This is a genomic window from Actinoplanes sp. NPDC051475, from assembly GCF_040689425.1.
Classification (GTDB): domain Bacteria; phylum Actinomycetota; class Actinomycetes; order Mycobacteriales; family Micromonosporaceae; genus Actinoplanes.
The window spans coordinates 16,421-29,043 of sequence record NZ_JBFAZZ010000002.1 but is presented as its reverse complement, the minus strand read 5'-3'; the positions used below and the strand labels follow the sequence as shown (position 1 = coordinate 29,043).

9 protein-coding genes and 1 pseudogene are annotated in these 12,623 nt (G+C 72.8%); 6 read left to right on the top strand and 4 right to left on the bottom strand.

Annotated elements, in window-relative coordinates; genetic code table 11:
• Positions 1-50: 50 nt before the first annotated feature.
• Positions 51-389: pseudogene (locus AB0368_RS04630) on the bottom strand (metalloregulator ArsR/SmtB family transcription factor); the annotation flags it as partial.
• Positions 390-454: 65 nt separating this feature from the next.
• On the opposite strand from AB0368_RS04630, the gene AB0368_RS04625 reads away from it, so the two are divergent.
• The 3 genes from AB0368_RS04625 to AB0368_RS04615 are packed head-to-tail and all read left to right on the top strand — an operon-like array spanning position 455 to position 4,650.
• A complete protein-coding gene (locus AB0368_RS04625) occupies positions 455-2,092 on the top strand; it encodes an FAD-dependent oxidoreductase (RefSeq protein ID WP_366152412.1) in 1,638 nt (545 codons plus the stop codon).
• Positions 2,089-3,366: an MFS transporter gene (locus AB0368_RS04620; RefSeq protein WP_366152411.1), complete on the top strand. Its 1,278-nt coding sequence runs from the start codon at positions 2,089-2,091 to the stop codon at positions 3,364-3,366. The genes AB0368_RS04625 and AB0368_RS04620 overlap by 4 nt, the downstream gene beginning before the upstream one ends.
• Before the next feature lie 9 nt (positions 3,367-3,375).
• Positions 3,376-4,650: a hemolysin family protein gene (locus AB0368_RS04615; RefSeq protein ID WP_366152410.1), complete on the top strand. Its 1,275-nt coding sequence runs from the start codon at positions 3,376-3,378 to the stop codon at positions 4,648-4,650.
• A gap of 3 nt (positions 4,651-4,653) precedes the next feature.
• Here AB0368_RS04615 and AB0368_RS04610 read toward each other — a convergent pair whose 3' ends face one another.
• Positions 4,654-6,456 (bottom strand): glycoside hydrolase family 15 protein, encoded by a 1,803-nt coding sequence (locus AB0368_RS04610; RefSeq protein ID WP_366152409.1) that lies wholly within the window; start codon positions 6,454-6,456, stop codon positions 4,654-4,656.
• Between the two features lie 63 nt (positions 6,457-6,519).
• Between AB0368_RS04610 and AB0368_RS04605 the strand changes: the two genes are divergently transcribed.
• A complete protein-coding gene (locus AB0368_RS04605) occupies positions 6,520-7,845 on the top strand; it encodes an NAD(P)/FAD-dependent oxidoreductase (RefSeq protein WP_366152408.1) in 1,326 nt (441 codons plus the stop codon).
• Between the two features lie 43 nt (positions 7,846-7,888).
• Entirely contained in the window at positions 7,889-8,674 is a 786-nt protein-coding gene (locus AB0368_RS04600) for a LamG-like jellyroll fold domain-containing protein (protein ID WP_366152407.1), read from the top strand.
• Here the strand turns inward: AB0368_RS04600 and AB0368_RS04595 are convergent.
• Together AB0368_RS04595 and AB0368_RS04590 are read right to left on the bottom strand one after the other, a co-directional pair.
• Positions 8,671-9,870, bottom strand: coding sequence for a glycoside hydrolase family 18 protein (locus tag AB0368_RS04595; protein ID WP_366152406.1), 1,200 nt, complete (start codon positions 9,868-9,870; stop codon positions 8,671-8,673). The two genes, AB0368_RS04600 and AB0368_RS04595, sit on opposite strands and share 4 nt — an antisense overlap.
• A 34-nt stretch (positions 9,871-9,904) precedes the next feature.
• Positions 9,905-10,396, bottom strand: coding sequence for a DUF6174 domain-containing protein (locus AB0368_RS04590; protein WP_366152405.1), 492 nt, complete (start codon positions 10,394-10,396; stop codon positions 9,905-9,907).
• Between the two features lie 115 nt (positions 10,397-10,511).
• Here AB0368_RS04590 and AB0368_RS04585 point away from each other — a divergent pair, with 115 nt between their 5' ends.
• Positions 10,512-12,611, top strand: a complete 2,100-nt coding sequence (locus AB0368_RS04585; protein WP_366152404.1) for an alkaline phosphatase family protein — start codon at positions 10,512-10,514, stop codon at positions 12,609-12,611.
• Positions 12,612-12,623: the final 12 nt, after the last annotated feature.

Here is a 12,623-nt window from a genome sequence, read left to right as displayed (position 1 = left end):
TGTGGTGATATCACTTCGCGCTGATCGGTGATGGCCGCCGCGCCGTCGGCGTCGGCGAGCAGGCCGCCCAACAGGTCCAGAGCGTCGCGTTGCACCCGGTAGTAGACCCACGTGCCGCGGCGTTCGCAGTCCACCAGTCCGGCCTCCCGCAACACTCGCAGGTGATGCGAGATGGTCGCCCCGGTCACGTCGAATCCGTCGGTCAGATCGCAGACACACACCTCGTTCGTGGACGCGATCAGCGACAACAGGCGCAGCCGGACCGGGTCGCTCAAGGCCTTGAACAGGGGCGCAAGCCGCCCTGCGACCTGTGACGTCAGGGCTTGGGCCGACAGCGGCGGGCAGCACGCCTGCACGGGCGTGGCTTCGAGCACGGGAAGAACCGACACCCGAATAGCTTGACAGTCGTCTAATCGGAATGCAAGGTGGACGAGTCGCTTCGACAGCTATCAAGATGATGGGGGAACAGGTTATGGGGCAGAACCAGTCCGGATCGCCGTGTTGCGGGACCGCGGAGGCTGCTGCGCAGGCGAACGCCTGCTGTGCTCCGGCGGCCAAGGTCGAGGCGGTCGCCGGCGGTGCGTCGTGCTGCGGCACCACCACCGACGAATCAGTGCAGAATGATGAGCGGCCGGTCGTGGTCATCGGTGGCGGGCCGGTCGGCCTGGCGGCGGCCGCACATCTCGCCGAGCGGGGGCTGCCGTTCCTCGTGCTGGAGGCCGGGTCCACGGCCGGAGCGGCGGTGGCCGAGTGGGCGCACGTGCGACTGTTCTCGCCGTGGCGTTACGACATCGACCACGCCGCCCGGCGCCTGCTGGAGGCCGCGGGCTGGGCCGAGCCCGACCCCGAGGTGCTGCCCACCGGCGGCGAGCTGGTCGAGGCGTACCTGCAACCGCTGGCGAAACTGCCGGCCCTCGCCCCGTACGTGCGCTACGACGCCCGGGTGGTCGCGATCGGCCGGGTCGGTGTGGACCGGGTCAAGACCGCCGGGCGGGAGCACGCGCCGTTCGTCGTACGCCTGGCCACCGGCGAGGACGTGCTCGCCTCCGCCGTCATCGACGCCTCCGGCACCTGGCGCACCCCCAACGTGCTCGGTGCCAACGGCCTGGCGGCCCGCGGCGAGCACCGGGCGGCGGACCTGATCAGCGGGGGGTTGCCCGACGTGCTCGGCGCCGAGCGCACCTTGTTCGCCGGCAGGCACACCGTCGTGGTGGGCGCCGGGCACTCCGCCGCGAACACCCTCCTCGCGCTCGCGGAGTTGGCTGAGCAGGAGCCGGACACCCGGATCACGTGGGCCACCCGGGGCGGCAACGTCGACCGCACCGTGGGTGGTGGGGATGCCGATGCCCTGCCGGCCCGCGGCGCGCTCGGCACCGGCATAAAGCTGCTCGTGCAGAACGGCCGCATCGCGCTGGTGACCGGGTTCGCCGTGCAGGCCGTCACCGCCGTTGACGGGCGCGCCGAACTGACCGCGGCGGACGGCCGCACCCTGACCGCCGACCGCATCGTCGGCGCGACCGGGTTCCGGCCCGACCACACCGTCGCCGACGAACTGCGCCTCGACCTCGACCCCGCCCTGGGCTGCACGCGCGCGCTGGCGCCGCTGATCGACCCGAACGAGCACTCCTGCGGCACCGTACGTCCGCACGGCGTCGACGAACTCACCCAGCCCGAGCCCGGCTACTACGCCGTCGGCATGAAGTCCTACGGCCGTGCGCCTACGTTCCTGCTCGCCACCGGCTACGAACAGGTGCGCTCCATCGCCGCCGCCCTGGCCGGGGACTGGACCGCCGCCCGCGACGTGCAGCTGGACCTGCCCGAGACCGGCGTCTGCTCCGCGACTCTTGGTGCGAAGGCGATGCTCGACGACGCTGCCGCCCGCTACGGCCTCGCCCCCGACGTCCCGGGCCGGCTCGTCTCCGCCGCGCTGCGGCATCTTCCGGAGGCGGGTTCGGTCGCTGAGGCCACCCACGCCGCGGCTGCTGAGATGGGCATCGATCCGCAGGTGGCGCTGCAGCTCGCCGCCCTGGCCGGCGACCAGCTCGACGACCGGCCGAGGGCCGAGGTGAACGCGGGCGGCTGCTGCGGGTGACCGGCAGGCGGATCACCACCCGGGTCCCCGCCGGCACGGCCGCCGGCGGGGACCACCGACGAACCGGGCGGTTGACCGTGGGGGCGCTCGCGATCAGCCAGACCATCGGCTACGGCACCCTTTCCTACGCCTTCGCCGTGCTGCTCGAACCGGTCGCCACCGACCTGCACAGCAGCACCACCGCGGTCACCGGCGCCTTAACCGCCAACGTCCTCACCGCGGCGGTGCTGGCGATCCCGGTCGGCCGCCGGCTCGACCGCCACGGCGGCCGCGCCCTGATGACGGCCGGATCCCTGCTCGGCGTGCTCATGCTGGTGGCGTTCAGCGGCATCGGGAACCTGTGGCAGCTCTATCTCGTGCAGATCGGCATCGGCGCCGCCGGGGCAGCCAGCCTCTACGAAGCCGCCTTCGCCGTCATCATCGCCTGGTTCAGCGCCGAACGCCGCGCCGCCGCCCTGCTCTCGCTCACCGTCGTCGCGGGCTTCGCCAGCAGCATCTTCCTGCCCCTGACCGGCTGGCTCACCGATGCCCACGGCTGGCGCACCACCCTGCTCATCCTCGCCGCCGTTCATACGGTCACCGTGCCGCTGCACGCCCTCGCCGTCCGCCGGCCCCCACACCATCGGCAGGCAGCAGCGGCCCGACCCCCGTCGACGACCAGCACCATCCGCGCCGCGCTCGCCGACCCCGGGTTCTGGCTGCTCGCCGCCGGGTTCACCGCTCACACCGCCGCGGTCAGCGCGCTCACCGTGCACCTGGTCGCCGCGCTGGTCTCCTGGGGACACCCGCTGGCATTCGCGTCCACCATCGCGGGTTTGCTCGGCGTGCTCTCGGTCGCCGGACGACTGCTCACCACCGGGCTGCACCGCCGCTACCGTCCCGCCTTGGTGACCGCTGCCGTCTTCGGCATCCAGGCGGCCGCCGCCCTGGCGATGCCGATCTTCGGCGCCACCACGGCGGGAGCCGTCAGCACGGTCATCGGGTTCGGCATCGGCTTCGGCGTCGCCACCATCGCCAAACCCGTCCTGCTCGCCGAGCGCTACGACACCAGCCGCTACGCCACTCTCGCCGGCGCCCTCGTCGTGCCGACCACCCTCGCGAAAGCCACCGCGCCGCTGGCCGCCGCCTCGCTTCACACCGCAACGGGCGGCTACACCAGTGTCCTTGTGGCGGTGGCAGTTTGCTGCGCGCTGGCCGCCGCCGGCATCAGTGCTGCCGGCCAATGCTCACCCCGGCCACCACGGATGGGCGTTCGCCGGGCCGGATCGGGGTAAGGGACGCGGATGGGTGGCTATGGCTGGCAGATCGCGCTCGTCGTGATTCTCGTCCTGCTCAACGCGGTCTTCGCCGGCAGCGAGATGGCGCTCGTCGCGTTGCGCGAGAGCCAGCTGCAACGACTGGAACGCGAGTCCCGCACCGGCGCCACCCTGGCCCGCCTGGCCCGCGACCCCAACCGCTTCCTCGCCACCATCCAGATCGGCATCACCCTCGCCGGCTTCCTCGCGTCGGCGGCCGCGGCCGTGTCGCTCGCCCAGCCGTTGATCGGTCCGTTCGGTTTCCTCGGCGGCGGCGCCGAGCCGGCGGCGATCATCACGGTGACGGTCGTGCTGACCTTCTTCACGCTGGTGATCGGCGAGCTGGCGCCGAAGCGCATCGCCATGCAGCGGGCAGAGGGATGGGCGCTGGCCGTGGCGCGGCCCCTGGACTTCCTCGCCGCCGTCGCCCGGCCCGCGGTCTGGCTGCTCGGCAAGGCCGGTGACGCCGTCGTGCGGATCGCCGGGGGTGATCCGGAGGCCGCGCGGGAGGAGGTGACCAGCGAGGAGATTCGCGACATCGTCGCCGGTCAGGAGAGCTTCTCCGCCGAGCAGCGCTCGATCATCAGCGGCGCTTTCGAGATCGCCGACCGTACGCTGCGCGAGATCGTCGTTCCGCGACGCGACGTGGTGACGCTGCCGGCGGTGCTGCGCGCCGAGGAGGCGTTGCGGCAGTTGGTGGCCGCCGGGCATTCGCGGGCGCCGGTGACCGGGCCGTTGGGGCTCGACGACGTGCTCGGGGTGGTGCACCTGCGGGATCTGGTCGAGGTGGACGGTCCCGTCATCGCGTACGTCTTCGACCCGCTCTTTCTTCCCGAGACGCTGAAGGTCTCCGACGCGATGCACCAGATGCGCCTGCAACGCCAGCAGTTCGCGCTCGTGGTGGACGAGCACGGTACAGCCGGCGGCATCGTCACGATGGAGGACCTGGTCGAAGAGGTCGTCGGCGAGATCTACGACGAGACCGACCGGGACGTGCGGGCGGTGGTGCACGAGGACGACGGGGCGATGCTGCTGCCCGGCACCTTCCCGATCCACGACCTGCCCGACATCGGCGTCGACGTCGAGGGGCTCGAGGGCGGCTACACCACCGTGGCGGGTCTCGTGCTGTCCCGGCTCGGGCACATCCCGAGCGGGCCGGGGGAGATCATCGAGGTCGACGGGCACAGCGCCGAGGTCACCGAGGTCACCGGCCGCGCCATCACCGGCGTACGCCTGCGGGCATCGACCACGCAGCCGGAGTAGCCCTCATTTCAGGCCCTCGCGGACGCGGGCCTCGGTGGGAGCCATCGCGTCGGTGAGCGTACGGGCGGTGTCGATCAGCGGCACGTGGCTGAACGCCTGCGGGAAGTTGCCCACGAGCCGGCCCTCGGCGGGGTCGTACTCCTCGGAGAGCAGCCCGACATCGTTGCGCAGGGCGAGGAGACGCTCGAACACCTCGCGCGCCTCGTCGTTGCGTCCCATCAGTGCGTAGTTGTCCGCGAGCCAGAACGTGCAGGCCAGGAAGGCGCCCTCGCCCGGCGGCAGGCCGTCGACGTCGCTGCCGGGGTGCTGGGTGTAGCGCTGCACGAAGCCGTCCTGGAGCAGATGCTGCTCGATCGCCTCGACCGTGCCGGCCACGCGCTCGTCGGTGGCCGGCAGGAAGCCCACCAGCGGCACCATGAGCAGCGCGGCGTCGAGCTCCTCCGAGCCGTAGAACTGGGTGAAGGTGCGGCGCTCCTGGTCGTACCCCTTCTCCAGGATGTCGGTGCGGATGGTCTCGCGCAGGGCCTTCCATCGCTCCACCGGCCCCTCGAGGTGGAACTCCTCGACCGCCTTGACCGCGCGGTCGGCGGCGACCCACGCCATCAGCTTGGAGTGCACGAAGTGCTTCGGGCCGCCGCGCACCTCCCAGATTCCCTCGTCGGGCTCCGTCCAGTGCTGCTCGACGAAGTCCATGAGCTTGACCTGGAGGCCCCACGCCGGGTCCTCGGCCTTGAGGCCCGCGCGTCGGCCCTGATGGAGGGCGTCCATCACCTCGCCGTAGACGTCGAGCTGGAACTGCTCGGCGGCGGCGTTACCGATCCGGACCGGGTTGCCGTCATAGCCGGTGAGCCAGTCCGCCACGTACTCGTCGAGGCGGCGCTCGCCGGCCACGCCGTACATGATCTGCAGCTCGGCGGGGTTGCCGGCGATGGCCCGGAGCAGCCATTTGCGCCACGCCAGCGCCTCGCTCTGGAAACCGGAGTAGAGCAGGGACTGCAGGGTGATCGTGGCGTCGCGCAGCCAGCAGAACCGGTAGTCCCAGTTGCGGACGCCGCCGAGCTTCTCCGGCAGCGACGTGGTGGCCGCGGCGACGATGCCGCCGGTCGGCGCGTACGTGAGGGCCTTCAGCGTGAGCAGGGACCGGACGACGGCGTCGCGCCACTCGCCCTCGTACGTGCACGCGGACACCCAGCCCCGCCAGTAGCCCTCGGTGGCGCCCAGCTCGTGCGCCGGGTCGATCGGCTCGGGCGGCGGGAGGTGCGACGGGCGCCAGGTCAGCACGAAGGACGTACGGTCGCCGGCGTCCACCGTGAAGTCGGCGCGGGTGGTCATGTTCTCCCCGCGGGTCTGCACGGGCGTCCGCAGCCACACCGCGTCCGGGCCGGCGACGGCGACCAGGTCACCCTTCTCCCGGTAGACCCACGGCACGACCTTGCCGTAGTCGAAGCGCAGGCGCAGGTGCATGGTCATCGGCACCTGGCCGCGGACGCCCTCGACGATCCGCACGAGGTCGGGGGCCTCGCCGCGGGGCGGCATGAAGTCGATGAGCCGGACGACCCCGTCGGCGGTCTCGAACTCGGTCTCCAGCACGAGCGTCTCGGGCCGGTACCGGCGTCGTACGGCGGTCACCTCGCCGGCCGGGGCGATGCTCCAGTGGCCGTTGTCCTCGTCGCCGAGCAGGGCGGCGAAGATCGCGCCGGAGTCGAACCGCGGCACGCACAGCCAGTCGATCGACCCGTTCCGTCCCACCAGGGCCGCGGTCTGGGTGTCGGCGATGATCGCGTAATCCTCGATGGGCAGCGCCATGAACCACCTACCTACCCGCAAGAAGCCCTGATGTCACATTCCGCGCCGCGGTAGCGTCGCAGAATGGCCCGTCCTCGGATCGTCATCGTCGGTGCCGGCTTCGCCGGCTTCGAGACCGCCCGGACGCTCAGCCGGCTGTCCCGCGGCGCCGCCGACATCGTCATCATCAACCCCACGGATTACTTCCTCTACCTGCCGTTGCTGCCCGAGGTCGCGACCGGGATCCTCGAGCCGCGCCGGGTGTCGGTGTCGCTCGCCGCGGCGCTGCCCGGCGTGCGGGTGATCCTCGGCGAGGCCGACGGCTTCGACTTCAGCGCGCGTACCGTCGCCTACCGCGATCCCGACGGCGGCAAGGGCAGCGTGAGCTACCACCGCCTGGTCATCGCCGCCGGCAGCGTGAACAAGCTGCTGCCGGTGCCCGGGGTCACCGAGTACGCGCACGGCTTCCGCGGCATCCCGGAGGCGCTGTTCCTGCGCGACCACATCACCCGGCAGATCGAGATGGCGGACACCGCCGACAACCCGGCCGAGCAGGAGGCCCGGTCGACCTTCGTCGTGGTCGGGGCCGGTTACACGGGTACGGAGGTGGCAGCGCAGGGCGTGCTGTTCACCGAGGCGCTGACCCGGCGCCGCCCCGGCCTGCGCGGCCGTCCCCGCTGGCTGCTGATCGACACGGCCGACCGGGTGCTGCCGTCGCTGGACCCGCGGCTGGGCCGGGCGGCCGACGAGGTGCTGCGCCGGCGCGGCGTCGAGGTGCTGTTGGGGAGCTCCGTCAGGGAGGCGACCCCGGAGGGTGTGCACCTCAGCGACGGCGACTTCGTGCCCACCCGCTCGCTCATCTGGTGCGTCGGCGTACGCCCCGATCCCCTCGTGGCGGACCTCGGGCTGCAGACGAAGCAGGGCCGGCTGGTCGTCGACGAGTTCCTCAACGTCCCGGCCCGCCCGGACGTGTACGCGTGCGGCGACGCGGCGGCGGTGCCCGACCTCACCCGTCCTGGCGAGATCACCGGCATGACGGCACAGCACGCCACCCGCCAGGGCAAGACCGTCGCGCACAACATCGCCGCGTCGTACGGCCGGGGCCGGCGGCGCGCGTACGAGCATCATGATCTGGGTTTCGTGGTGGACCTGGGCGGCCTGGACTCGGCGGCGAACCCGCTGGGCGTGCCGCTCAACGGCCTGCCCGCCAAGGTGGTCACCCGCGGCTACCACCTGCTCTCCATGCCGGGCAACCGGGTGCGCGTGGCGGCGGACTGGCTGCTCGACGCCGTCCTGCCGCGCCAGGGTGTCCAGCTCGGACTGGTGCCCGCGACGGCGGTGCCGCTCGACAGCGCCTTCCCGCAGGGCCTGCCGGACACCGGGGTCACCAGGGAGAAGGCCCGTTCCTGAGGTTGCGCGCGCTCAGAATCGGTTCACAAGTAATAATTCGGGCATGGAATCTCGCCGTACCGCCTTCGCCCTGACCCTCGCCGCCGTGCTGGCCGGCGCCGTCACCGCGGCGCCCGGTGCGCAGGCCGCACCGGCCGGCACGCACGCCGCGGCGGTGCGGGTGGCGGCCGCCGTGACCGCGGCGGCCACTGCGGTGAGCGGCACCGTGGTCGCCCGGTACGCCCTCGACGGCGGCCGGTCGAGCGGGATCAGCGACGACTCCGGCAACGGTCACACCCTGCGGCTGATCGCCGGCAACGGCGGCACGGTCAGGGCGGTCCCGCACCGCAGCGGCCAGGCGTTGCGGTTCCCGGCGAAGTGCACCGGCACCTGTCCGCATGCCGCGCTGCAGAGCCCCAGCTCGGCGAGCCTGAACCCGGGCACGCGGGCGATCTCGTACGGGGCGTCGGTGCTGCTCGCGCCCAGCCAGACGAGCGAGGGCCAGAACATCGTGCAGAAGGGCTACTCGACCACGAGCAGCCAGTGGAAGCTCCAGATCGACGGCGAGGCCGGGCGCCCGAGCTGCGTGCTGGTCGGCGCCCAGCCGGGCATCAAGATCGTGCGCAGCTCCCTCTCCGTCGCCGACGGCAGCTGGCACACCGTCGAGTGCCGCCGGGCCGGCACCACCCTCGTGGTGCTGGTCGACGGCGTGGTGCGGGGTACCCGGACGGTCTCGGCGAAGCTCTCGGTCGCCAACAACCGGCCGCTGAGCATCGGCGGCAAGGGCGCCTACGCCGACAACGACCAGTTCCACGGAATCATCGACGACGTCTGGGTCCGGATCGGCTAGCCGGCGAGGCCGTCCGCCATCGCGGTCACGAGCCGGGCGTCCGGGGTGTCCCCGGACAGTTCCCAGGCGAAGGCGCCCGCGAGGCCGGTGCTGCGGGCGTACGCCATCTTGGTCCTGATCGTCTCCGGGGTGTCGTAGCTCCACCACTGGCCGCGGCAGAGCGCGTAGGCCGTGCCGCCCGCGGTGCCGGTCGGGGGGCAGGTCGACCGCAGGACGTCGTAGTCCTCGATGCCCTTCTCGTGGCTGCCCGCGGCCGCCCCGCTCGCGCGGCCGCCGGGCGCCGCCGTCGTCACCCCGGTCCAGCCCCGGCCGTAGAAGCCGACGCCGAGCAGGACCTTCTCGCCGGGAACGCCCAGGCCGATCAGTTCGCGGACCGCTGCGTCGGTGGTCGCGGTCTCGCGCGGAATTCCCGGGTACGCCGTGAGCGGCGAGTGTGGCGCGGTGGGACCGGGTGTGTCGCCCGTACCGAAGAAGTCGTAGGTCATGGCGCTCAGCCAGGTCGCCGACCGGGCCGCCGCCGCGTAGTCGGTGGCGGTGAGCTTGTCCCGGTCGGCCGGGACCGCGGCGCTGACCAGGGCGTCCGGTCCGAGTTCGGCGCGCAGTGCGGACAGCAGCCCGGCGAGCGCGTCCCGACCGCTGTCGTCGCAGGCCAAGCCGCAGGCGTTCGGGTATTCCCAGTCCACGTCGACGCCGTCGAAGAGCCCGGCCCAGCGGGGATCGCGCAGCAGCGCGGCGCACGAGCGCGCGAAGCCGGCGGGATCCTTCGCGGCCTCGGCGAAGCCCTTCGAGCCGGTCCAGCCGCCGAACGACCACAGTAGGCGCAGCTTCGGGTGCCGCTGCTTGAGCTTGCGCAGCTGGCCGAAGTTACCGCGTAGGGGCTGCCCGGGCGGGTCGGCGGCACCGTCCACACTGTCGGACGCCGCGATCGGTTTCTCGAAGTCGGCCCAGGGGTCGCCGGCCGTGCAGCCGCCGCCGGTGACCTTGCCGAAGGCGTACACGAGGTGGGTGAGCCGGGCCGCCGCGCCGCTCTTGTCGACGTTGCGCACCGGGAAATCGCCCCAGTCGGTGAAGTAGGCGACGACCCGCGGCCGTGGCGCGGCCGCCCCGGGCGATGACGCCGCCGGCCCCGGCGGCTCGGGCGACGAGCAGCCGGCGAGCAGCACGATCATGGCGACAAGAACGGGTACGACCCGCACGCGGGCCTCCCCATCCCTCGCAGGTCCGGCGAACCTACCGCGAAGGCGTCGCCGACGGCTCGGCCGCTAACCCGATCGTGTAGTCCCGGATCGTGTAGCACTCCTCGTCGTCCTCCGCGGCGGACGAGCGGTCGATCATGATGCGGGTCGGATGGGCGTCCGACGGCTCCCGCTCGACCTCGACCACGTCGGCGCCGTCCTTCTTCGCGGCCTCGGCCTGCGCCTCGAGCTGGTGCAGGGTGGGCACGAGGTTGGCGAGGCGCAGCATCAGCGCCCGCCGCGCCGCGTCGTCGAGCCCCTCGGCGCGGGTCACCTCGTCACCCACGACGGTGACCCGGAACGTGCCGAGCAGGGCCCGCTCGCCGCACTCGGACGTGAGGGTGAACGCGTACTTGTCGGGGACCGTCCAGGTCGCCGGCGCCGCCGCCCCGACGGCTGGCTGGGGCTGGGCCTGAGGCTGGGCGCAGCCGCCCAGCAGCACGGCGAACACGGCACACGGGATGAGACGACGCACAGTGCCCTCCACGGGGATCGACGCTATCGGTCCGACGCCCGCGGGCACACCGGGGTTCCGCCGGGCGGGTGAGTGTCCTTCGCGACGCGGGCAGCACGGTCCGCCCCTGCTGTGCGATCGTTTTCCCGTGGCCGTAGAACCAGGGGGGACACGGCGCGCCGAGCTGCGCGCGCTGTTCGCCTGGCCGCGTGTCCTCGACCGGATGAAGGCGGTCGTCCGCAACGGCGTGACGACGTTCGTGGTGCTGACCTTCACGTTGTGGCTGATGCCGGGCGTACGCGCCACCGACGTCATCGACACCATGGGCCTCGTCGTCCTGGTGGCGGTGGTCGGCGCGGTGCTGCGCCCGCTGCTGCTGGCCGGCGTCACCGCGCTCGGCGGCTGGGGCGCGATGCTGCTCGGCGTGGCCGCCCAGGTCATCGTGATGGTGGTGGCGCTGGAGCTGGACCCGTCCAAGCGGCTCAGCGGCTGGCCGACCGTCGGCGTGGCCGCCCTGCTCGCGGTGGTCTGCGCGGCGGTCATCGACTGGATGGTCGACAGCGGCACCGACGGCACGTTCCTCAAGGAGGCCCGGCGCCTCATGCGGGCGGTCCGGCGGCGGCAGGCGCGACGGGGCGGCGGCCGCCTGCTCACCCTGCGCCGTCCGGCGCCGGGCACCGAGCCGGGACTGCTCGTCGTGCAGCTCGACGGGGTCAGCGAGCCGGTGCTGCGCTGGGCCGTACGCGCCGGCAACCTGCCCACCATCGGCCGCTGGCTGCGGACGGGAACCCACGCGGTGTGCGGCTGGCACACCGGGCTGCCGTCGACCACCCCCGCCGCCCAGGCCGGCATCCTGCACGGCGCCTCGCGGGAGATCCCCGGCTTCCGCTGGTACGAGAAGGGCACCGGGAAGCTGATGGTCTCCAACCGGCCCCGGGACGCCGCGGTGATCGAGCCCCGCCTCTCCGACGGCCGGGGCCTGCTGCGCGACGGCGGCGTCAGCATCGGCAACGCCTTCTCCGGTGATGCGGTGACCAACCTGCTGACGGTGAGTCACGCGGCGCTGCCCGGCCGCTCGGCGCGGGGCTGGGCGGCGTTCATGGCCAGCCCGTTCGGCTTCACCCGGGCGCTGGTCCTCGGGGTCGGCGAGGTCCTCACCGAGCTGCACCAGGCCCGCCTCCAGCGGCGGCGCAACCTGCAGCCGCGGGTCAGCCGGTCCGGCGTCTTCCTGGCTCTGCGACCGGCGTCGGTGCTGCTGCGCGACGTCAACGTCTCGCTCGTCGCCGAGCAGATGGCCCGCGGCGCTCCGGTGATCTATTGCGACCTCGTGGACTACGACGAGGTGGCGCACCACGCCGGCCCGGCCCGCCCCGAGTCGATGCGCCAGCTGGAGAGCCTCGACCGGATGCTCGGGGTGCTCGAACGGCTCCGGCCCGAGGCGGCGCGGGCGTACAGGATGGTCGTGCTCTCCGACCACGGCCAGAGCCAGGGCACGACCTTCCGCCAGCGGTACGGCGAGACCCTCGACGAGGCGGTCGGCCGCTTCTCCGCGCCCGATCCCGCGGACGCGCCCTCCGCACCGGCCGAGCAGGAGGCGACCAGGGAGCCCGACTTCCCGAGCCGGCCGGTCGCGCCGCTGCTGGTGGTCTCGTCCGGCAACCTCGCCTTGATCTACCTGACCCGCCATCCCGAGCGGCTGGACCGGGAGCGCATCGACGCCGACTATCCGCAGCTGGTCGGCGGCCTGGCCGGGCACCCCGGCATCGGCCTGGTGGTGGTGCGGGAGAGCGACGGGCCGGTCGCGTACGGCGCCGCCGGGTCGCACCGGCTGGTCGACGGGACCGTGCAGGGGCAGGACCCGCTGCTGCCGTACGGCCCGCAGGCGCGCGGGGACCTGCTGCGCCACCAGGAGTCCCGGCACGTCGGCGACCTCGTGCTGATCAGCGCCGTCGACCCGGTCACCGACGAGGTCTGCGCCTTCGAGGAGCTGGTGGGCTCGCACGGCGGGCTGGGCGGCTGGCAGACCGAGGCGATGCTCGTGCACCCGGCCGAGTGGCAGATCACGCAGGGCGAGCTCGCCGGCCCCGACGCGGTGCACCGGCAGCTGGTGGAGTGGCTCGCCCTACTGGGTCTGCGTACGCCGGACGCGCGGCAGGAGGAGCTGGTCGCCGAGGAAGAGCCTTTCGCGGCGTTCGCAGAGGACCGCGACGGCGCGGCGGCGCGACTTTCGCACAGCCGGGATGGTTGATTGAAATGTGCG

Bases quoted from the DNA above. Each gene is read 5' to 3' on its own strand.
- AB0368_RS04625 (WP_366152412.1), top strand. From the start codon at position 455: ATGATGGGGGAACAGGTTATGGGGCAGAACCAGTCCGGATCGCCGTGT.
- AB0368_RS04615 (WP_366152410.1), top strand. From the start codon at position 3,376: ATGGGTGGCTATGGCTGGCAGATCGCGCTCGTCGTGATTCTCGTCCTG.
- AB0368_RS04610 (WP_366152409.1), bottom strand. From the start codon at position 6,456: ATGGCGCTGCCCATCGAGGATTACGCGATCATCGCCGACACCCAGACC.
- AB0368_RS04600 (WP_366152407.1), top strand. From the start codon at position 7,889: ATGGAATCTCGCCGTACCGCCTTCGCCCTGACCCTCGCCGCCGTGCTG.
- AB0368_RS04605 (WP_366152408.1), top strand. From the start codon at position 6,520: ATGGCCCGTCCTCGGATCGTCATCGTCGGTGCCGGCTTCGCCGGCTTC.